This is a genomic window from Photobacterium ganghwense (assembly GCF_003025595.1).
In the GTDB taxonomy this organism is placed as follows: Bacteria; Pseudomonadota; Gammaproteobacteria; order Enterobacterales; family Vibrionaceae; genus Photobacterium; species Photobacterium ganghwense.
Genome location: NZ_PYMI01000001.1, coordinates 1,148,308 through 1,169,614, shown reverse-complemented (window position 1 = coordinate 1,169,614; position 21,307 = coordinate 1,148,308). Strand labels below are relative to the sequence as shown.

Here is a 21,307-nt window from a genome sequence, read left to right as displayed (position 1 = left end):
ATTTGGGAGGGAGATAACATGCTGATAAAGGAGAATAAAAAAGCCAGCTTTATAGGCTGGCTTGATGGGGGAAGATGGCGTTAAAACAGCCGGCTTGACCACCCCAGTTTGCCGCGCAGCACCTCGTAATAACTGTAATTTTTCGGGTGGATCAGCTTTAGGGTTTCCGGGCTCTGATAAATGTGGATTTCATCGCCTGGGCTGACTGGCAGGGAAACCTGACCGTCGCAGCTGACTTCCAGCGTGCTGCCGTTTTCCGGTGAGACAAGCAGTTTGATTCGGCTGTTACCGTCAACCACCAACGGGCGACACGACAGCGTGTGCGGGAACATTGGAACCAGCGAAATGGCATTCAGCTCAGAAGATAGGATTGGTCCGCCACCAGACAGTGAGTACGCGGTGGAGCCGGTTGGGGTGGAGATAATCAGCCCGTCCGAGCGCTGAGAGAAAGCGAAGCGGTCATCGATATACACTTCAAACTCAATCATGTGCGCGATTTTATCCGGGTGAAGCACGGCTTCGTTGAGTGCCGCATTCCGGCTTTTTATCATGCCGTGCCGGTGGACTTCCGCTTCCAGCAGAAACCGTTTTTCGACCACGTATTCACCGTGCAATACCAGCTGTAACTCTTCCTCGAAGGCATCGGGATCCAGATCTGTCAGAAAGCCGAGGCTGCCGCGGTTTACACCAATCACCGTAATATCAAAGCGGGAAAGCACCCGTGCCGCACCCAGCATGTTACCGTCACCGCCAACCACAATGGCAAGGTCAGCTTTATCGCCGATCGTCAGCAAGTCACTGAACACATTAGCGGGTAAGTCCAGATCGTTCGCAAGTCGGTGTTCAACCATGACGTCGTATCCCCGTTCGGTCAGCCAGCTATACAGGCTCATATGAGTCTGCAGGGCGTCCGGGTTGCGGGGTTTGCCAATAATCGCAATAGTGCTGAATACGCGTGTCATGTTCATGATCCAACAAATTAATAGACAGCCAGTATAGCGTTTGGATTGTCGACTTGTCGCGCTTTGTGAGCGATATCGGCTTGAATCATTGAACTTCATCCCCATAATATGCGCATACGTAGATTTTAGGATGATGTGGACGATATCATCCTCTGAATGAACACCATGATCTTGGCGGAGAAGCGAAAGCATGAGCAACGAAGAGAAAAAAGTACAGGACGAGCAGCTGAAGCAAGACGAGACAGTTGAAACGGTTGAGACTGAATCAACAGACAATGCTGAAGCCGACGTTGTGGAAATGACGCTGGAAGAACAGCAAGCAGCACGTATTGCTGAGCTGGAAGCGGCGTTGCTGACAAGCGAAGCTCGAGTGAGAGAGCAGCAGGACAGCGTTCTGCGTGCTCGCGCTGACGTAGAAAATATGCGTCGCCGTACTGAGCAGGAAATCGATAAAGCACGTAAATTTGCGCTGGAGCGTTTTGCGGGCGAACTACTGCCGGTTATCGACAATATGGAACGTGCCATTGAGATGGCCGACAAGACTGATGAAGCGATCAAGCCAATGCTGGAAGGCGTTGAGCTGACGCTGAAGACCATGACCGACACTGTCGCGAAATTTGGTCTGGTTGCTATCAACCCGGTTGGTGAAGCGTTCAACCCTGAATTCCATCAGGCGATGTCGATTCAGGAAAGCGCTGAGCACGAGCCAAACACTGTGATGCTGGTGATGCAGAAGGGCTATGAGCTGAACGGCCGTGTGGTACGTCCGGCGATGGTCATGGTATCTAAAGCGGCATCCGGTAACGTCGATACTCAGGCGTAAGCGGGCAGAGTTGCCAACCAAGCCCGCTTTTCAGGCGGGCTTTTATTTTTTTGAATTTTTTTTCGATGTCACCCTTGAAAAGCGAATGGCTGCCCTTATCTAGTAGTCATACGACATCGTAAACCAATTTCTGCGGACGCTTCCGCGTTGCCAATAACCAAGAACGGTTTATTGGCAAATAAGCTAAATGAATTTCGGAGAAAGCCTGATGGGTAAAATCATTGGTATTGACTTGGGTACAACCAACTCTTGTGTAGCAGTACTTGATGGTGACAAGCCACGTGTAATTGAAAATGCTGAGGGTGAGCGCACAACGGCATCTGTTATCGCTTACACCCAAGACGGTGAAACTCTGGTTGGTCAGCCTGCTAAACGTCAGGCGGTGACTAACCCTGAAAACACACTGTTTGCGATCAAGCGTCTGATCGGCCGTCGTTTTGAAGACGAAGAAGTTCAGCGCGACATCGAAATCATGCCTTTCAAAATTGTTAAGGCTGACAACGGCGATGCATGGGTAGAAGCGAAAGGCCAGAAAATGGCAGCGCCTCAGGTATCTGCTGAAGTTCTGAAAAAAATGAAGAAAACTGCTGAAGACTTCCTGGGTGAGGAAGTAACTGGCGCAGTAATCACCGTTCCTGCTTACTTTAACGATGCACAGCGTCAGGCAACAAAAGATGCTGGCCGTATCGCAGGTCTGGAAGTTAAACGTATCATCAACGAACCAACTGCAGCTGCTCTGGCTTACGGTCTGGACAAGAAAGGCGGCGACCGCACTATCGCGGTTTACGACCTGGGTGGTGGTACATTTGATATCTCTATCATCGAAATCGATGAAGTTGAAGGCGAGAAAACCTTCGAAGTTCTGGCAACCAACGGTGACACACACCTGGGTGGTGAAGACTTCGACAACCGCATGATCAACTATCTGGTTGACGAGTTCAACAAAGAGCAAGGTATCAACCTGAAGAACGATCCGTTGGCGATGCAGCGTCTGAAAGAAGCCGCAGAGAAAGCGAAAATCGAACTGTCATCTGCACAGCAAACTGATGTGAACCTACCTTACATCACTGCAGATGCAACAGGTCCTAAGCACATGAACATCAAAGTGACTCGTGCGAAGCTTGAGTCTCTGGTTGAAGATCTGGTACAGCGTTCTCTTGAGCCGCTGAAAGTAGCACTGGCTGATGCTGATCTGTCTGTAGGCGACATCACTGACGTTATCCTGGTGGGTGGTCAGACTCGTATGCCTATGGTTCAGGCGAAAGTGGCTGAGTTCTTCGGCAAAGAAGCACGTAAAGACGTGAACCCTGATGAAGCTGTTGCTATCGGTGCTGCGGTTCAGGGTGGCGTACTAGCTGGTGAAGTAAAAGACGTACTGCTGCTGGATGTAACTCCACTGTCTCTGGGTATCGAAACCATGGGCGGTGTGATGACTAAGCTGATTGAGAAAAACACCACAATCCCTACTAAGGCGAACCAGGTGTTCTCGACAGCAGAAGATAACCAGAACGCAGTAACTATCCACGTTCTGCAGGGTGAGCGTAAGCAAGCGCACTTCAACAAGTCGCTTGGTCAGTTCAACCTGGAAGGCATCCAGCCTGCTCCACGCGGTATGCCTCAGATCGAAGTAACATTCGACCTGGATGCGGACGGTATCCTGCACGTGTCTGCGAAAGACAAGCAAACGGGTAAAGAGCAGAAGATCACTATCCAGGCTTCAGGCGGTCTGAGCGAGGAAGAGATCGAGAAAATGGTTCAGGAAGCAGAAGCTAACAAAGAAGCGGACAAAAAGTTCGAAGAGTTAGCGGCTGCACGTAACCAAGCTGACCAGCTGGTTCACGGTACTCGTAAGCAAATCGAAGAAGCGGGTGATGCACTGCCAGCTGATGAGAAAGAGAAGATTGAAGCGGCTGTAAACGAGCTGGAAACAGCACGTAAAGGCGAAGACAAAGCGGAAATCGATGCGAAAGTACAAGCACTGATCGCAGCCTCTCAGAAGCTGATGGAAATTGCCCAGCAGCAAGCTCAAGCTCAGCAAGCCCAAGGCGGTGCTGGCGAGCAGCAAGCGAAGCAAGACGACAACGTTGTTGATGCTGAGTTTGAAGAAGTCAAAGATGACAAGAAATAAGAGAGCTAACGCTTAATCTTATTTTGAGCACGGGCGTTGGAGGCTACTCTTACGCCCGTAGCTGTATTAAGGCAGGTGACAAATCCTTATGTCAAAAAGAGATTTTTACGAGGTTCTGGGCGTTGCTCGTGATGCTTCAGAACGTGACATTAAAAAGGCGTACAAGCGTCTTGCCATGAAATTCCACCCTGACCGTAATCAGGGGGATGAACAGGCAGCGGAAAAATTCAAAGAAGTAAAGCACGCGTATGAAATCCTGACGGATCCTCAGAAGCGCGCCGCGTACGATCAGTACGGTCACGCAGCCTTTGAACAGGGCGGTGGCTTTGGTGGTGGCGGTTTCGGCGGCGGTGCTGATTTCGGTGATATTTTCGGTGATGTGTTTGGCGATATCTTCGGTGGCGGTGGCCGTCGGGGTGGTCAGCAACGTGCGCAGCGCGGCGCCGATCTGCGCTACAACATGGAGCTGACACTCGAAGAAGCTGTTCGCGGTTGTACCAAAGAAATTCGTGTTCCGACACTGGTTCACTGTGATACCTGTGACGGTAGCGGTGCGAAAAAAGGTACCTCTGCAACCACTTGTGGTACCTGTCATGGCTCAGGCCAGGTACAGATGCGTCAGGGCTTCTTTGCAGTACAGCAAACCTGTCCGCATTGTCATGGCCGCGGTAAGATCATTAAAGAGCCGTGTGGTACTTGTCATGGTCAGGGTCGCAAAGAAGAAACCAAGACACTGTCAGTTAAAATCCCTGCCGGTGTGGATACGGGTGACCGTATTCGTCTGACCGGTGAAGGTGAGGCCGGAGAATTTGGTGCACCAGCCGGGGATCTGTACGTTCAGGTTCACGTGGCGCAGCACCACATTTTCGAGCGTGACGGCAACAACCTGTACTGCGAAGTACCAGTCAGCTTTACGATGGCGGCACTGGGCGGCGAGGTGGAAGTCCCGACGCTGGATGGCCGTGTGAAACTGAAAGTACCGGCAGAGACCCAAACCGGGCGCATGTTCCGCATGCGTGGTAAAGGTGTGAAATCGGTACGCGGTGGCGCAGTGGGTGATCTGATCTGTAAGCTGGTTGTTGAAACACCGGTGAATCTGAGTACACGCCAGAAAGAACTGCTGCAGGAGCTGGAAGAGACCCTGGGTGGCTCAGCCGCGAAAAAGCATAAGCCAAAATCAGAAGGTTTCTTCGACGGCGTGAAGAAGTTTTTTGATGATTTGACCGGGTAATTCATAAGCCCTGATAAAATACAAAAGCCAGCAAATGCTGGCTTTTTTGTTGCTTGTGAACCGTATATGGTTAACGCTTATTTATGGTAGCGCATACTGCAAGAGCTATACGCCTATGACAGTAAATAGATCTGGTTACTCACTTTTTACTTTTCACTTGTCATGACCAGCAATCCGAGTTGTTAGCCCCCCCAGAACCATAGCCTTTCTTAATACCAGCAGCATTGATGGTCAGCTTTTTACAACTGTCATTTTTTTGTGCCCCGGTTGATTTGGGTGCAGCTGTAATCACAAACCGGTCTTGCCCCGCCCCGGAATTAGTAATCGAAAATGTATAGTGCGTGGAGAGTGTACAGGCGCTGCAGGATGGCGATCCCGCACTTAAGTTACCAGAACTGGGATAGCTTCTGTTGAGAGTGAAATATTGTTCCGCCCATAAATGCAGTTCCATCAGACTTGAACGCGCTTCGACTCGTCGCGCTGACTCGACGTGGTTGTTGTAAGCTGGGACGGCAATGGCACTAATAATACTGATGATGCTGACGACGATCAGTAATTCAATCAAGGTCAAACCTTTCTGAAAAAAACACCTTTTCATTTCACTCATTTTTTTAACCGCGACGAAAACAAATTTTGTGGATATGCTCAAAATTAAACCCTGTGATAGATTGCTTTCAAGTAATCTATTTCAGTTTTAGTGGTTTTTATGAAATATTGGAAGATGAATCAAGGTATAACGCTTTTAGAACTCATACTCAGCATCAGTATAATTGGAATAATAGCTACCTTTTCGGTTCCAAATTTTAATACCATGGTTAATCACAGCAAGGTAAATAGCGAAGCCGAACAATTATTTGAATTTGTTAGATTGGCTAAAACAGAAGCAGTAAAGAGAAACGTTTCTGTTGAGTTATTTTATGAAATTGACTCGAATAATAATCACTGTATAGGCATGAGAAAGCAAGGAGACAGTGATAGCTGTGAATTAGCCTCATCGGATTATCCTCGTTTTATATTCGATAATAGTCATCATTACAATATAAAAACGGTTAATGCTGGTGGGGGTGTTGTTAATCTCTCTGAAGGAATATTAGTCGCCTTTAATCCCACAACAGGAAAATCAACAAATAGCCGAAGAGTACTGGTAAACAGTACCAGTGACCCCAATTTTGTATCAGGCGTAAGGATAACGGATGTAGGCTTTATATTTCCTTGTTCTAGCTTAACACATGGTGGTAAATCTTTATGCGTATAATGAAGGGATTTACATTAATTGAATTACTGATCTCTACCTTTCTTGGATTGATTGCGTTAAGTGTCATTACTTCATCTTATTCGTTTGGCTTATCGACCAGTAATAATCAATTAAAGCATGCGTCTTTGAAATCAGAATTAGACGGGATTTTACTCATGATGGCGGATGATATCCGCCGTGCAGGATACTGCGGAGACTGTACGTCTTCGAATAACTTTATTCTGAATGATGTTTCGGGCGCAAAATCGAGCCTTCTACTTGATGGGTCTGCAACTGCTTCGAGTGGTACTTGTATTGTGTTTGCCTACAATGAGGATTCTAGCCCGGGTGTGGTCAGTGTCAGGGATAACGATGCCCGAGGTTATCGCTGGAATGACAGTAATAAAGACGGCAAGAAAGAATTCGAAATTTATAAAAACTATAGTGGGCTAACTAATTGGTCTTGTAGCAGTTCTCATTGGCAGGATTACAACAATCCGATGGTAACGGTAACGCAATTAGACTTTTTACGAACAAAGTTACCCTCTGTAAAACCGGGTTCATCGGCAAGTATCGAAAATTTAACCATTACCATTCAGGGAACGCTTGGCACCATGACTGAGCAGCGAAGTGTGAATGTCACTCTACCGAATATAGCGCCATAGGACATTGAGTCATGAATAGAATCCGGCAGAAAGCGCATGGCTTTTCAACATTGATGATCACTATGGTAATAGCCATAGTTATGGCTTTGTATGCATTTAGTGTATTAGCCGTACAGGGATTCAACTTGAAAAAAGCCCAAAATGTGATTGTCTCTAAAGAATTAAAAGCGAAGTCAAATACGGCATTACAATGTGCGGCAGAAATTATTGTTACCTCCAAAGATGTGACGGCCTCTCATGATTTCACTAGTTGTCATGATGGCACGATAAGTTTTAATCATATTCCTGCATCAGGAAAATATAAATTAACGTCAGTATCGAAAGATGCGGTAACAAATGGTGAAGCCGTATCGTCTCTCTATATTATGGCATCAGGTTCGAATGGACCAACGGCCGCTTTTTCTTCATCTGGCAGTATCGCTTTCAACGTTTCTCAAACAATAGATCCTTATGAAGGTGCGAAAAATGGTGCGGGATATGACTGCAGTTCGATTAGAACCGGCGGGAAACTTCACCTGCTTAATGGTGCCGATTTAGTTGTGCGTGATCCCCATGATCAGAATGGGCACAGAAAAAAAATAGATGGGATGGAAATTAGTTGTAATGAATCACATAAAACGGTTTCTCCTAAAAAACCTGAAGAATATAAGAATGATATTCAGCAAGATATATTAGAGCTTGATCTCTTTGACGAAAACTTTGCGGTGCCGAGGGAGCGTTGGGCTGAGGTGGTGGATAAATTTCAAGTGAAAATTACCGGAGATACCCTGAGCAAAGAGATAACCGTCGGTGACGTTAAAAAAACAGTCGAGTTTAAAAAAGTACAAAATTGTGGAACTAAAATTCAAAATATCATTGATACAAATAAATCTAAGCCATTGAAAGAGAAACAGCGTTACATATGGATTGAAGGCACCTGTGACTTGGAAGGAGTAACGTATCCGCAAGTTGCCAGTGCGGAAGATGCCGTGACGGTTGTTATTAAAGATGGTTTGTTGTACTCCTCAGCCAATATCTATTTTCATGGGAATCTCTATTTATTTGATATCAGCATGACAAATGAACAACTGCTGGCTGCCTGGAGTGATTCTGGTCTTGGGGTGTATTTGCCGGGCACTGATTTAGCTAATGTGCCTTTTTATTTTCGCGGCAGTTTCATAACGCGTGGAGCATTCAATTTAGACTCACCAGATCGTATTTCTCATGTGTTTGGGGCTTTCCAGCCGGGTTATTCTAAAGGTAAAGTCGATTACTCTGAGAGCCCCTTTGGTAAGAAGCCTGTTATTTTGAAAGGGAGTTGGCATGACTTTTAATTTGCAGATTAAGCCATCGCGAGGCTTCAGTTTGGTAGAGGTGCTGGTGTCAGTGCTGGTGATCTCTTTTTCGCTGGTTGCCATTTTGAAACTGCAGTCCTATGTCGAGCTGAAAAGTGAACAAACCGATTTACAGTATCAGGCCGTGCGTAAAGCAGAGCAGCAACTCATGCTGTGGCAGAATGTTGGAGCCAATGTCAGTTGCAACGGTACTGTGACCTCGCTGACGTTGTCGAATCTGGAGTCTTGTAAAATTGACTTTTCACCCATGACCGGTAGCGTCGCAGTGGTTGGGGCGGCAAAAACGGATGCCTCTGGCAATATCCTGTTCAAGAAACTGAAGGTAACGGTTAACTGGGTGGATCGTGAAGGCCAAAATGGCAGTATGTCACTTGTTGGCGGATATTCTGCCTACAGCCCATTGCTGATGTAGAGCCCTTGGCAATCGGCCCTAGCTGTAGAAATGATGGTAAATACGGTTGTTGTTATCGCATTTTCGTAGAACGAAATGGCCGTTGTATTGCAATTCTATTATTGCGATAATGCGAGTTATTATCGTTTAATAGAGTGTTGTATTCACATGGATGATTCGGCATTTATTCACGAGGTTGAGTCCGTTTTCCTGCCTGATGACGATCTTGCTATGCTGGTTGGTCGTTTCGAGTTAGGTCATTTTTCTGACGAGTTGTTCCGGCAACTCTCGATATCGGCGCCTGAGCCTGTTAAAACAGCGGTGGCTAAACGCCAGGCTGAGTTTCTGGCCGGGCGTTTTCTGGCGCGCACATTGCTGGAGCAGAGAGGCATCCAGTCTCAGGATGTGGCAATTGGGCCGAATCGAGCGCCAATCTGGCCGCATGGCATTGTCGGCAGTATCAGTCATCATGACCAGTTGGCAGCCTGTGTGATCAGCCATCAAACTCATGATCGCTGCGGTGTTGGGCTGGATATTGAACGATTGATTGCACCAGAGCTCGTTGCCGGAATGGCAGGAGTGGTGACTGACCCTGAAGAAGGGCGAAGGCTCAGTACGCAGGGGATGGATGATTGTGTCCTGATGACACTGATTTTCTCTGCCAAAGAGAGCATTTTTAAAGCGTTGTATCCTCAGGTACAGCGTTATTTTGACTTTCTGGAAGTGGCGTTTACCCACCTGGATGAGCAATGGCTCCATTTTGAGCTGAAGTGCGAACTGGCGGCAACGTTGCCCTCCGGGCGAAAAGGCAAAGTGTATTACCAGATGATGGGGGAGTCAGTGCTCACCTTTACTCGCTCAGAATATTTCGATTGATAATAATTATCATTATTGTGATTTGGAGTGAAGGTCGCTACAATCGCCTTTTTTCTTACTGGTAGTGTCGTTATGGACAATAACACGCTGAATTCCAAGTCTGTTTTACGGCTTGCTTTGCTGATTAACATGCTCTCTGTCGGTACCCTGATGATGGTTATGCCGCTTGGCCCGGATCTGGTGCGGGACATCGGTTTTCAGGGTGAGCACATCGGCTACATCAGTGGTGGAGCCACATTGGGCTCGGCGATTGTCGGTTTTCTGTTGGCTCCGCTTCTTGATCGCTATGACCGGCGCTCGGCGCTGACCCTGTTTCTTTTCCTCCGTTCAGTACTGATTTTGATCTGCGGTTTTGCGGCCACCCCGGAGCAGTTACTGCTGTTGTTTGTCGCGGCAGGATGTTTCTCTGGTCCACTGAGCGGACTGATTATGGCGGCGGTCATTGATGTGACTCAGGTCGCCGAGCGGGGAAGGGCGATGGCTTTTGTCGCCAGTGGCTTTTCACTGGCAGCGATCATTATCGTTCCGGTCTCTTTGCAGATGTCCCAATGGCTGAGCTGGCAGTCAACGTTCTTCCTGTTTGGCGCAATGGGCCTGATGATGGCAATGGCAGTACAGCTGTACATGCCTTCGCTGCAACCTCACTCCCCGTTACCAACAACAACGACAACAGCAACGAATGGCGCGAGAGCATCTGGGCTGTCGGCAATGATTTGGTCTACGCCGTTCTTGCTCGCGATGGGCATGATGGCGGTCAGCTTGTTCGGCCATTTCCTGTTGGTGCCAAACCTGTCAACGTACTTCCAGTTCAATCTGGGGTTCCCGCGCGATGAAATCAGCTATCTGTATTTGCTGGGTGGTCTGATGAGCATTGTTGCCATGCGTTACTCCGGCCGGATGATGGATAAAGGCCTTGGCCAAACTGCGCTGTTCGGCCTCAGCGCGGTGGTGGCTGTAGTGGTGTATTACGGCTTTGTCAGTGAAGGCGCCGACAAGCTGGTATATCTGATTTTCATTCTGTTTATGGCATCGAGTTCGGCGCGCAGTGCGGTGCTGGCCGCCTTTACTTCGCGGGTTCCGCCGCCACAGTTTCGGGCCGCGTTCATGACGTATCAGTCAACCATGTCCAATCTGGCAGCCGGCGCGGCAAGTGTAATGAGTTCGCTGTATTTGGTGTCCGGCAAAGATCATCAGTTGCTGGGGCTGGATACACTGGCCGCCTTGACCATGGTTTCTGCGTTAACCGTTCCTCTGCTTGCCTGCTGGTTCATTCCTGCGTTGAAACAGTCGCAGGCTTCACAACACGCTCCGGGGTAATTCCCCGGGGCAACCCTCATCTTCACTCCTCAGTCTGAAAAACCCCAGTCAAGCTGTTACTAATATGCGTCAATAATTTACACGCATGTCAAAAAAGTGCATGAAAGTGTAGATTCCTTGTTGACGATGAAAATAACAATAATTATCATTTGCGCCATTGTTCGTAATGGAGTGTGAAAATGTATCAGCATCAAGGGGATAGTGTTATCAAGCTAACTCGTTTAAACCGCGCCTTGTGCGTATTGGGCCTGGTTTCATCATTTACAGCGATGGCAGAGAGCGCCACCGATGAAGTGATGGTGGTGACGGCGAGTCAAACGGCGCACCCGGAGCTGACAGCACCAGCCTCTGTGTCTTATGTCACCCGTGAAGATCTGGATCAGTTGGTGGTCAACGATGTCGCAGAAGCGATCCGCAAGCTGCCAGGTATCAACATTAACCCGGGTACGTCTTACGGCCGAAATGAAATCAAAATCCGTGGCCTGGCGGCAGATTACACGCTACTGCTGGTAAATGGTCGTCGTATTAACTCCCGTGATGCACTGACCAGTGCCTACGGTAATGATTTTGACCTGTCCAGCATCCCGATGTCTGCGGTTGAGCGTATCGAGGTGATTCGTGGCCCGATGTCATCCCTTTATGGTGCGGATGCGCTGGGCGGGGTGGTTAACGTGATCCTGCGTAAGCCGACAGAAGATGTGCAGGGTTCAGTGGGTTACCAATATGACGGTATTACCAAAGGTTCCGGTGGAGATACCCACAAGCTGAACGCTTATGTGAGCGGTGCGCTGGTTCCTGACACCCTGCTGGCGAACCTGATTGTTGAAAAAAGCGATCGTGATGCCTGGCGTACCAACAAATCCGTTAACCCGGATACGGATGTTCTGGAAGAACGCGATGAGCTGAACATTTTCTCAAACCTGAAATGGCTGGTGAACCAGCAGCAGGATATCGACCTGGATCTGCTGTACAGCAAAGATGATCGTGATGCGGACTGGAATAACTGGGGCCGTGCCGTGAACAATGTGCAGGAGCTGGAGCGTTATAACGTTGCCCTGACTCACAATGGCTACTGGGAAAACTTTGATTCCCGTCTGCGCTACAGCTTTGATGAGTCCAAGCTGATGGATGACTCTGAGCTGAATGGTGCCGTGGGTGACATCAAACAGACCAACAACACGGTTGACGTGCAGTTGTCGGGCTATGTTGGTGATCACCTGCTGACCGGCGGGGCGGAGTACCGTGACATCAAGCTCAAGAATAACCTGACGCTGGGCAGTGGCTCGGTGAGCTATAACCAGGCAGCGGTCTACCTGCAGGATGAATTCTCTCTGGGAGATCTGGCGATCACGCTGGGTGGCCGATTTGACGACCACGAAGTCTACGGTGGCGAATTCAGCCCACGTGCGTATGCGGTGTACAAAATCAACGACAACTGGGTTGTGAAAGGTGGTGTGGGTAAAGCCTTCAAAGCACCAAGCCTGAACCAGTACAGTGATGCTTACTCCGTGCTGGCCTGTCGTGGTGCCTGTAGCGTGGTCGGTAACCCGAACCTGAAAGCGGAAACCTCTCTGAGCTATGAGCTGGGCACCAGCTACGAAGCTAGTCGCTGGGGTGCCGGTCTGACCCTGTTCGAAAACGACATTGAGGACATGATTCAGGCAGAGAACTGGGATCGTGTGAAAACTGAGCTGAGCTACTTCAACGTAGATGAAGCTGAAGTTAAAGGCGTGGAAACCATGGCATGGTTTGATCTTACCGACACGATCACTGTGTCGGCAAACTACATGTACACCAGTGCTGAAGACAAAAACACGAAGAAAGATCTGATCCTGACTCCGAAACATACGGCGAATGTTCAGATTGACTGGCAGGCGCTGGATAACCTGCATGCCTACACGTCTTATCAGTACACCGGTTCTCAGTATGTACGTTCGGGTGAAAAACTGGATGGGTACGGCACACTGGATCTGGGTGCCCGCTACGAAGCCATCAAGAACCTGAACCTGAAGTTGGGCGTCACCAACCTGACTGATGAAGAGCGGGACGATACCGCGACACAGCTTGATTACATCCTGAAAGCCCGCAGTGTGTACGCAGGGATTTCCTACGACTTCTAATAACAATGGTCAGCACGACTGACACCGAAAGAGCCAACGGAGTTGGCTCTTTCTTTCCTTACGACCAGCAATGTGACGTCACTTTCTAACAATTAAAACCTAACGTCAAAAGCCAACGTCAAAGCACAAACAGCCGGTTTACTGTCCCCAGTAAGCTGCACTTTGTCTTGCGTAAAAAGGGAGTTGTGACATGCAACACGCGCAAAGTGAGAATCAGTCACTGAATCCGGTATTCTCACCCGACAGTGACCTTTTTTTCTCCTCCGCCTACCGGACCGTCAGAGGACGGGGAATTAGCCAGCGGATTACCACCCCCGCCATTAACGGCGAACACCCGCACAGCGAATTCCAGCAGGTCATTTCGCAGCAATTTGCCGAGGCAAAAGCCCGCGGCATCGAAAATCCTATTCTTATCGGTTCGATTCCGTTTGATGTCTCCGAGCCTTCTTGCCTTTATATTCCCGAACAGGTTGAAGTGACCGAACACAATCCGGTGATGGTCAGCGGGCAATCTGACGCGGCTCGGGCCAAGCCATTCCACGTCTTGTCGACCCGCAGTGAGCCGGAAGAATCGGTGTTCAAACACGCAGTCGCTCAGGCGGTAGAGAAGTTCCATCACACCCGTCTGGAGAAAGCCGTGTTGTCTCGGGTCCTTAATATCGAGCTGAGCGACACGGTTTCGGCCCACGATATTCTTGCCCGGCTGATCAGCCAAAACCCGCAGGGGTTCCACTTTTCTGTTCCGCAGCCGGATCAGTCCGTATTGCTGGGCGCCAGCCCTGAGCTGCTGATTCGCCAGGAAGGAAACCACATTCTGTCTAATCCACTGGCGGGTTCAGCGAAGCGTCAGGCTAGTAAAGACGCGGATGAGCAAATCAGCCAAGCGCTGCTTCATTCGCAAAAAGATCTCTACGAGCACCGGCTGGTGATAGACGAGATCGCCCAGCAGCTAGCGCCATATTGCCGTGAGCTCGACGTCCCGGCCGGCCCGTCACTGATTCATACCCCCGCGATGTGGCATCTGTCGACTCGTATCGAGGGGCAGCTCAACGTCTGTGAGAATCAGGAACCAGCAACTCAGTCAGCCAGCGGCCAAGCCAGCCTTAATGCCAACAACAACTCTAGTAACAAGGCCAGTAACAAGGATAGTAACAAGGATAGTAACAAGGCCAGCTACAATGTGCTGCAACTGGCCTGCCTGCTGCATCCGACCCCCGCGGTGTGCGGTTTCCCGTTTAACTTGTCCCGTGATGCGATTAAAGAGCTGGAGCCGTACGAGCGCGGCATGTTCACCGGCATGGTGGGCTGGTGTGACTCCCAGGGGAACGGTGAGTGGGCGGTGACCATCCGCTGTGGCAAGGTGTTTAACAACTCCGTACGGTTGTTTGCCGGGGCCGGTATTGTCAATGCGTCCTGTCCGCAGGCGGAGTGGGCCGAAACCGAGGCTAAATTGGGCACCATGCTCAATGCCTTCGGACTGGGCGAACAGGTGGTCGCATGAGCATTGCGTATACCCCCTGGCCGGCCGAGATTGCCGCTTCATATCGGGAGAAAGGCTATTGGACCGATGTGCCGATGACCGACATCCTTATCCGTCATCAGAGTGAGCGCGCGGAACACCGGGCGCTGATTTGCGGCGAGCGCAGCTGGACGTATCGCCAGTTGGAGCTGGACGCTGCCCGATTGGCGGATTCGCTGCTGCAGCTGGGCGTAAAACCGGGGGATACCGCCCTGGTGCACCTGCCAAATGTGGCAGAGTTCTACATTGTCTTTTTTGCCCTGATGAAACTGGGCGTGGTGCCGGTGAATGCGTTGTTCAGCCATAACCGCCACGAGCTGTCGGCGTATGCCGGGCAAATTCAGCCGACGCTGGCGGTGGTGTCTTCCCGCCACAGCTTGTTCGCCGACAATGAGTATCCACAGGCGCTCAGCCAGCAGTATCCTTCGCTGCAGCACTGGCTGGTGGACGGTGAGACTTCTGATGAGGCGCCTTTGGGCCACTCGCTGGCTGCGGCTATCAAAGGTGAACTGACCGCGACTCATATTGTGTCTGACAATACCGTGTCTGGTAGTACAACACATGGCCACAATGACGCCCTCCGCTCATGGCCTGAGCTGGATGCCTCTGAAGTTGCCTTCTTCCAGTTATCCGGCGGCAGTACCGGTACGCCGAAACTCATTCCACGTACTCACAATGACTACTACTACAGCGTGCGAGCCAGTGCCGAGATTTGCCTGCTGGACCGCGACTCGGTTTTCCTCTGTGCATTACCGGTGCCGCATAACTTTACCCTGAGCTCTCCGGGAGCGCTGGGGGTGTTCTATGCCGGAGGCACCGTGGTACTGGCACCGGAGCCTAGTCCGATGACCTGCTTCCCGCTGATCAAACGCCATCAGGTCACCATGACCTCTCTGGTGCCGCCGGCGGTTACATTGTGGCTACAGGCCGCGGCCGATGATGGCTCAGAATTGGCAAGTCTGCAGTTTCTGCAGGTTGGTGGTGCCCGGCTCGGGGAGAGTCTGGCTCGCCGTATTCAGCCGGAACTGGGCTGTCAGTTGCAGCAGGTCTTCGGCATGGCCGAAGGGCTGGTGAACTACACCCGCTTCGACGACAGCGAATGGCATGTGCTCAATACCCAAGGGCGGCCTATCAGCGAAGATGACGAAATCCGCATCGTTGACGAAAACGGTCAGGATGTGCCGCGAGGCACCCCCGGTGCGCTGCTGACCCGTGGCCCTTATACCTTCCGCGGGTACTACAACAGCCCCGAACATAACCAAACCGCGTTTGATCAGGATGGCTTCTACCGCTCCGGCGACGTGGTGGTGATGACTGACGACGGCTACCTGATGGTGGTTGGTCGTGACAAAGATCAGATTAATCGTGGCGGCGAGAAAGTTGCGGCGGAAGAGATCGAAAACCAGCTGCTGGCCCTGCCGGAAATCACTCAGGCCGCGCTGGTGGCGATGCCGGATCCGGTGATGGGTGAGAAAAGCTGTGCCTTTATCGTTACCACTAACCCCAAACTCAAAACCATTGCGATTCGAAAGCATCTGCGGGCATGCGGTATCGCCGACTACAAGCTGCCCGATCGCATCGAAACCGTCGATGCCATGCCGATGACCCATGTCGGCAAAATTGACAAAAAAGCCCTGCGTCAGCAGATCGCCGACCAAGTTCACGCCCAGTTACAGCCTCAGCCAGAAAAGGACGTTTTATCATGACTATCCCATCATTGCCGACTTACACCATGCCAGCTGCCGAGGCGTTTCCTGCCAATAAAGTCGAGTGGGCATTTGCGCCGGAGAAAGCGGCTTTTCTGATCCACGACATGCAAGAGTACTTTGTCAGTTTCTATGAGCGTGACAGCGCGCTGATGCAGACCTTGCTGAGTAATCTGGTTGCCCTGAAGCGTTTTTGCAAAGCCAACGGTATTCCGGTGATTTACACCGCCCAGCCGAAAGAGCAGAACATGGCAGATCGTGCCCTGCTCAACGACATGTGGGGCCCGGGCCTGAACAAGTCTCCTGAGCTACAACAAGTGGTTGAGGCGCTGGCGCCGGAAGCCGGCGATACCGTCCTCGACAAGTGGCGTTACTCGGCGTTTCAGCGTTCGCCGCTGGAGCACATGCTCAAAGAGCTGGGTCGGGATCAGCTGCTGATTGGCGGGATCTATGGCCACATCGGCTGCCTGATGACGGCGGTGGATGCCTTTATGCGTGATATCAAACCGTTCATGGTGGGGGACGCCATTGCTGATTTTTCACTGGAAGAGCATGAAATGGCGCTGCGCTATGTGGCCGGACGGGCCGGGATGGTGGTGTCTACCGCCGCCTTGATTGGAGAGCCTCAACAGCCTCAACTTATCGATGACCAGCAGGATGACCTGCCTGCTGTTCTGACCCGCAGCGGCCTGCTGGCGCGCATTGCCGGCCTGGTGGAAGAAGACGTCAACGAGTTTGATCCGGATGAAAACTTGGTCGATTACGGTCTGGATTCGGTGCAGATCATGTCATTGATCACCGAATGGCGTAAGCACGGGATTGTGCTCAACTTTGTGCAGCTGGCGGAGGAGCCTACGTTTAACCACTGGTGGGCTCTGCTGGCAGAGGCATTGCAGAACACGCCCGCATTGGCACCACAACGCGGGCAAAAGGAGGCGGTGGCATGATCGCCCTGAATACTGCCCAGCACGGCTTGTGGCTGGGCCATACCCTGAATGAAGACAAAGCCCTGTTCAACACCGCTGAGTGCATCGTGTTTGAAGGGAAGGTGGATGCCGAAAAGTTGGCAGCGGCGGTGCGTCAGGCAGTGGCAGAAAGCGAATGCCTGTCCTGCTATTACCGTAGTGAAAACGAACAGCCGTATCGCATTGCCGCCTCTGAGCCGGTGGCATTTGATGTGGTGGAGCTGTCTTCGGAAGCGGGAAGCAAAGCCGAGGAGATTGCGGCAGTGCGTCGCTGGGCTGAAGAAGATATGACACTGGCGTTCGATCTGGAACAGCAACTGCCGTGTCGTTTTGCCCTGCTTCGTGGGCAGCAGCATGACTATCTCTACAACTGTGTCCATCACATTGCGCTGGACGGCTTTGGTACAACCCTGATGTTCCAGCGGATTGCCGAGGTTTATTCGCTGTTGGTGCAAGGACAGATGGTCACCCCGTCGCCATTCGGCAGTTTCAGCGCGGTACTGGACGAAGATCAGCAGCGCCGCGATTCCGGGGCGTATGACAAAGCCCGTCAGTTCTGGCTGGAAACGCTGGCAGGGAATACTGCACCGTCGTCGTACAGTACCGAGATAGCCCCGATAGCCGCCCGGTTCCATCGGCAGAGCACCACCTTCAGTGACAGCCTGTGGCAGCAGTGCCAGACGCTGGCGGACCAGCATCAGCTGACCTGGGCGGATATTTTCCTTGCCGCGCTCTGTACCCATCTGCGTCAGTACAACACGGCTGTCAGCCACAATGGTGCCAACAGCAATATCACCAGTAACGGCAATAGTAACGGCAACAGCGAGCAGGTGGTGCTGGGTATGATGGTGATGAACCGGCTGGGATCGAAGTCCCTGACGGTGCCAAGCATGCAAATGAACATTGTGCCGCTGGTGGTTGAGGTCTCCGATGAGGATGACCTGCTGAGTGTGGCGCGCAAGGTCGCGGCACACAAAAAGAAAATGCGCCGTTTCCAGCATTATCGCTATGAAGATCTACGCCGTGACCTGAACCGGGTCGGCGGCAGCCAGCGGTTATACGGCGCACTGGTTAACATCATGCCGTTTGATCACCCGTTGCAGTACGGCAATCTGGCGGCCGATACCCTGAACCTCAGTGCGGGGCCGGTGGAAGATTTGACCATTGAGCTGCACTGTAAATCAGAAGGACTGCCGGTGGTTGACTTTGACGCTAACCCGGCGGTGTACGAAAAAGGTCAGCTGGCGGGGCTACAACAGGAACTGTTGACCCTGATGGCTACCTGGCTGACTGAACCGACCCAAACGACGGCCTCGCTGCTGGGTGGCCTGCACGCGCAGGCACGGCTTGCTGCGTTGATTCCTGGAGAGCCGCGGCGCCCGGCAGCCATCTCAGTCCTGGCCGAGATTCGGCGTCATGCGACTGAACACCCGACCGCAATTGCCGTTGAGCAAGAGGGGGAGTCACTGACCTATCAGGTGCTGGTAGAAAAAGCCGAGGCTGCGGCCGGTACGTTGCGGGCACAGGGAATCAGCGAGGGAGAGAAAGTTGGCGTTGCGCTGAGCCGTTCGCTGCCGTGTATCACCACTGTGCTGGCCGTCATGCTGAGCGGGGCGGTGTATGTACCGCTGGATCCGGACCAGCCAATTGAGCGCCAGAGCAGCATCGTCAGTCAGGCCGGGATCCGCACTGTGATCACCGAGGCCCAGTATCAGCACCGTCTGTCAGTACTGCCGGTCACGATTCAGCTGGCGGGGCACCTACAGTCTGCGGGGTTAGTTGAATCTGGCCCTTCTGATACAACCTGTTTTTTCAATGAAGGAAGTGCGTTCACCGAACCTGCAGCATCTGAGCTGGCGTACATCATGTTCACTTCCGGGTCGACCGGCCAGCCGAAAGGCGTGGCCATCAGTCATCATGCGATGAACCATTTCGTGGCCGCAGCGGCGGCAACCTACGGTGTCACCGCAGCTGATCGCGTGCTGCAGTTTGCCCCGTTCAACTTCGATGCCAGCATTGAAGAAATCTTTGTCGCCCTGAGTCAGGGAGCGACGCTGGTGCTGCGTACCGACGCTATGCTGGAGTCGATGGCAACCTTCTCCGATTCGGTGCAGGCGGCAACGATTTCAGTGCTGGATCTGCCGACGGCCTTCTGGAACGAGTGGGTAGTCAGTTTGCAAGCAGGCACTGCCTCCCTGCCAGGCACACTCCGTGGTGTGATCATCGGGGGGGAAGCCGTGTATCCCGAGCCGCTGGCGCAGTGGCAGAAAGCGGTACAGAACGCGAGACAGGCGGCTGGTTCTGCCGGTACTGGCCTGGCAAACGGTATTCACCTGTTTAACACCTACGGTCCGACAGAAACCACGGTCGTGGCGACCTGCACTGACCTGCAACACTTCCGCGGCGAGCACAGCCAGTTACCGATTGGCCTGCCACTGCCCGGTGTTGATGTGCTGGTGCTCGACAGCCAGTCTTGTCCGGCGGCGACCGGCGAGCTGGTCATCATGGGGGCCACCCTGGCAGACGGTTATCTGGGCCAGAACCACCCGGCATTTTCGACCTTGCAGGTCGGCGATGAGTTGCGCCGGGTTTATCGCACCGGCGATCGGGTCACGCTGGAACACGGCCAGCTGGTGTATCTGGGACGGATCGATAACGAATTCAAAATCAGTGGCTACCGGATTCAGCCGGGCGAAGTGGAATCCCATCTGCTGGCGCTGACCGGCATTGAAGAAGCCTGCGTGCAGGGAATGGTGTTTGATAACGGTCTTCGTCGTCTGGTGGCGTTTGTCGCCGGTGAGCAGTATGACCGCTTTAATGCCCTAGCTATCAAGAAAGCCCTGCAGGAAAGCCTGCCGCCAGCGATGATCCCGACCGATTTCCGCTTTTTCCCGTCGTTGCCGAAAACCGGCAGTAACAAGGTGGATCGTAAAGCCTTGCTAGCGGGCTATCAGCAAGACAGCACCGGACAGGTGCTGGCCAGCGAAACGGAGAACCGGGTCGGTGCGATCTGGCAGCAGATCCTCGGGGTGGGCTCAATTGACTCGCAGGATAACTTCTTTGAACTGGGTGGCCAGTCGTTGCAGACCATCCAGATCGTGAACCGTCTTGGCTCGGAGTTTGAAGTCAGCATCAAGGTGTCAGACGTGTTTGACCGCCCGGTATTGAGTGATTTCTGCCGCTATCTCGACGAGATGCAGCAACAAAGTGAAGATGAAGTGGAGATGGTGTGGTGATGGCAGAACAACAAACCGCAATGACCTTTACCGGTCAGTTCGAGAACAAAGTCGTATGGGTGACCGGTGCTGCGCGCGGGATCGGTCATGAGGTGGCGATGAGCTTCCATCGTCTGGGTGCCCGGGTGATGGGGCTGGACATTGATTTCAGTGCCGCACGCGACGAGGGTATCAGCCATCCGTTTGCCACTTATGAGGTAGATATCAGTGATCCGGCTGCAGTCAGTCAGGTCGCACAGACCATTCTGGCCGCGGAGCCAGTGATCGATGTGCTGGCGAACGTGGCCGGGATCCTGCGAATGGGGCAAACCGAAGAGCTGACCGTTGATGACTGGCACACCTGTATCAACGTCAATGCCTCCGGGGTGTTTTACCTATTGCAGCAACTGATCCCGGTGTTCAAGCAGCAGCGTCACGGAGCGGTGGTCACCGTCAGCTCCAATGCTGCGCATATTCCGCGTCTTCACATGACCGCGTACTGTGCTTCGAAAGCGGCGCTGACCAGTCTGGCCGATTGTGCAGCCCTTGAGCTGGCTCCTTACGGTGTGCGTTGCAATGTGGTGTCACCGGGGTCAACCGATACCCGGATGCAGCGATCTTTGTGGCACAGCGACGATGCCGAGCAGCTCACCATTGCCGGTTTCCAGGAGCAGTTCAAATTGGGGATTCCGCTGGGCAAAATTGCCCGGCCGGAAGAGATCGCTCAGGTGGTGGTTTTCCTGGCGTCGGATCTGGCCAGCCATGTCACCATGCAGGACATTGTGGTGGATGGCGGCGCGATTCTTAACGCCTGAGCAGGC

Annotated in this window: 17 protein-coding genes; 15 read left to right on the top strand and 2 right to left on the bottom strand. The window is 52.1% G+C overall.

Annotation, left to right across the window (positions count from 1 at the left end):
• Positions 1–80: 80 nt before the first annotated feature.
• Positions 81–971, bottom strand: coding sequence for an NAD(+) kinase (gene nadK / locus C9I92_RS05120; protein ID WP_242551893.1), 891 nt, complete (start codon positions 969–971; stop codon positions 81–83).
• Positions 972–1,152: 181 nt separating this feature from the next.
• Here nadK and grpE point away from each other — a divergent pair, with 181 nt between their 5' ends.
• From grpE to dnaJ, 3 genes are all read left to right on the top strand, one after another.
• Positions 1,153–1,785 carry a nucleotide exchange factor GrpE gene (gene grpE / locus C9I92_RS05115; protein WP_047886543.1) on the top strand — a complete coding sequence of 211 codons (633 nt, stop codon included), beginning with the start codon at positions 1,153–1,155 and terminating at the stop codon, positions 1,783–1,785.
• A 208-nt stretch (positions 1,786–1,993) separates the two neighbouring features.
• A complete protein-coding gene (gene dnaK, locus C9I92_RS05110) occupies positions 1,994–3,913 on the top strand; it encodes a molecular chaperone DnaK (RefSeq protein WP_047886626.1) in 1,920 nt (639 codons plus the stop codon).
• Positions 3,914–4,001: 88 nt separating this feature from the next.
• Positions 4,002–5,144: a molecular chaperone DnaJ gene (gene dnaJ / locus C9I92_RS05105; RefSeq protein WP_047886544.1), complete on the top strand. Its 1,143-nt coding sequence runs from the start codon at positions 4,002–4,004 to the stop codon at positions 5,142–5,144.
• Positions 5,145–5,304: 160 nt separating this feature from the next.
• On the opposite strand, the gene C9I92_RS05100 is transcribed toward dnaJ, so the two are convergent.
• Positions 5,305–5,751, bottom strand: a complete 447-nt coding sequence (locus C9I92_RS05100) for a type IV pilin protein (RefSeq protein ID WP_084712651.1) — start codon at positions 5,749–5,751, stop codon at positions 5,305–5,307.
• 99 nt (positions 5,752–5,850) lie between these two features.
• On the opposite strand from C9I92_RS05100, the gene C9I92_RS05095 reads away from it, so the two are divergent.
• From C9I92_RS05095 to dhbA, 12 genes are all read left to right on the top strand, one after another.
• Entirely contained in the window at positions 5,851–6,399 is a 549-nt protein-coding gene (locus tag C9I92_RS05095) for a pilus assembly FimT family protein (protein ID WP_107193813.1), read from the top strand.
• Positions 6,390–7,043 carry a PilW family protein gene (locus tag C9I92_RS05090; protein WP_047886546.1) on the top strand — a complete coding sequence of 218 codons (654 nt, stop codon included), beginning with the start codon at positions 6,390–6,392 and terminating at the stop codon, positions 7,041–7,043. Before C9I92_RS05095 ends, C9I92_RS05090 begins: the two co-directional genes overlap by 10 nt.
• An 11-nt stretch (positions 7,044–7,054) precedes the next feature.
• Entirely contained in the window at positions 7,055–8,356 is a 1,302-nt protein-coding gene (locus C9I92_RS05085; protein ID WP_047886547.1) for a pilus assembly FimT family protein, read from the top strand.
• On the top strand, positions 8,346–8,789 hold the full coding sequence (locus C9I92_RS05080; protein WP_047886548.1) for a prepilin-type N-terminal cleavage/methylation domain-containing protein: 444 nt from the start codon (positions 8,346–8,348) through the stop codon (positions 8,787–8,789). Before C9I92_RS05085 ends, C9I92_RS05080 begins: the two co-directional genes overlap by 11 nt.
• Before the next feature lie 147 nt (positions 8,790–8,936).
• On the top strand, positions 8,937–9,644 hold the full coding sequence (locus C9I92_RS05075) for a 4'-phosphopantetheinyl transferase family protein (RefSeq protein WP_053061906.1): 708 nt from the start codon (positions 8,937–8,939) through the stop codon (positions 9,642–9,644).
• 72 nt (positions 9,645–9,716) lie between these two features.
• Entirely contained in the window at positions 9,717–10,961 is a 1,245-nt protein-coding gene (locus C9I92_RS05070) for an MFS transporter (protein WP_047886549.1), read from the top strand.
• Positions 10,962–11,140: 179 nt separating this feature from the next.
• A complete protein-coding gene (locus C9I92_RS05065; protein ID WP_047886550.1) occupies positions 11,141–13,081 on the top strand; it encodes a TonB-dependent receptor domain-containing protein in 1,941 nt (646 codons plus the stop codon).
• A gap of 190 nt (positions 13,082–13,271) precedes the next feature.
• Entirely contained in the window at positions 13,272–14,582 is a 1,311-nt protein-coding gene (locus C9I92_RS05060) for an isochorismate synthase (protein WP_047886551.1), read from the top strand.
• The gene (locus tag C9I92_RS05055) at positions 14,579–16,306 is read left to right on the top strand and encodes a (2,3-dihydroxybenzoyl)adenylate synthase (protein WP_047886552.1); all 1,728 of its coding nucleotides are present in this window, start codon (positions 14,579–14,581) and stop codon (positions 16,304–16,306) included. Before C9I92_RS05060 ends, C9I92_RS05055 begins: the two co-directional genes overlap by 4 nt.
• Positions 16,303–17,253 carry an isochorismatase gene (locus C9I92_RS05050; protein ID WP_047886553.1) on the top strand — a complete coding sequence of 317 codons (951 nt, stop codon included), beginning with the start codon at positions 16,303–16,305 and terminating at the stop codon, positions 17,251–17,253. The genes C9I92_RS05055 and C9I92_RS05050 overlap by 4 nt, the downstream gene beginning before the upstream one ends.
• Positions 17,250–20,507, top strand: a complete 3,258-nt coding sequence (locus C9I92_RS05045; RefSeq protein ID WP_047886554.1) for a non-ribosomal peptide synthetase — start codon at positions 17,250–17,252, stop codon at positions 20,505–20,507. Before C9I92_RS05050 ends, C9I92_RS05045 begins: the two co-directional genes overlap by 4 nt.
• Entirely contained in the window at positions 20,507–21,301 is a 795-nt protein-coding gene (gene dhbA, locus C9I92_RS05040; RefSeq protein WP_248827391.1) for a 2,3-dihydro-2,3-dihydroxybenzoate dehydrogenase, read from the top strand. The genes C9I92_RS05045 and dhbA overlap by 1 nt, the downstream gene beginning before the upstream one ends.
• Positions 21,302–21,307: the final 6 nt, after the last annotated feature.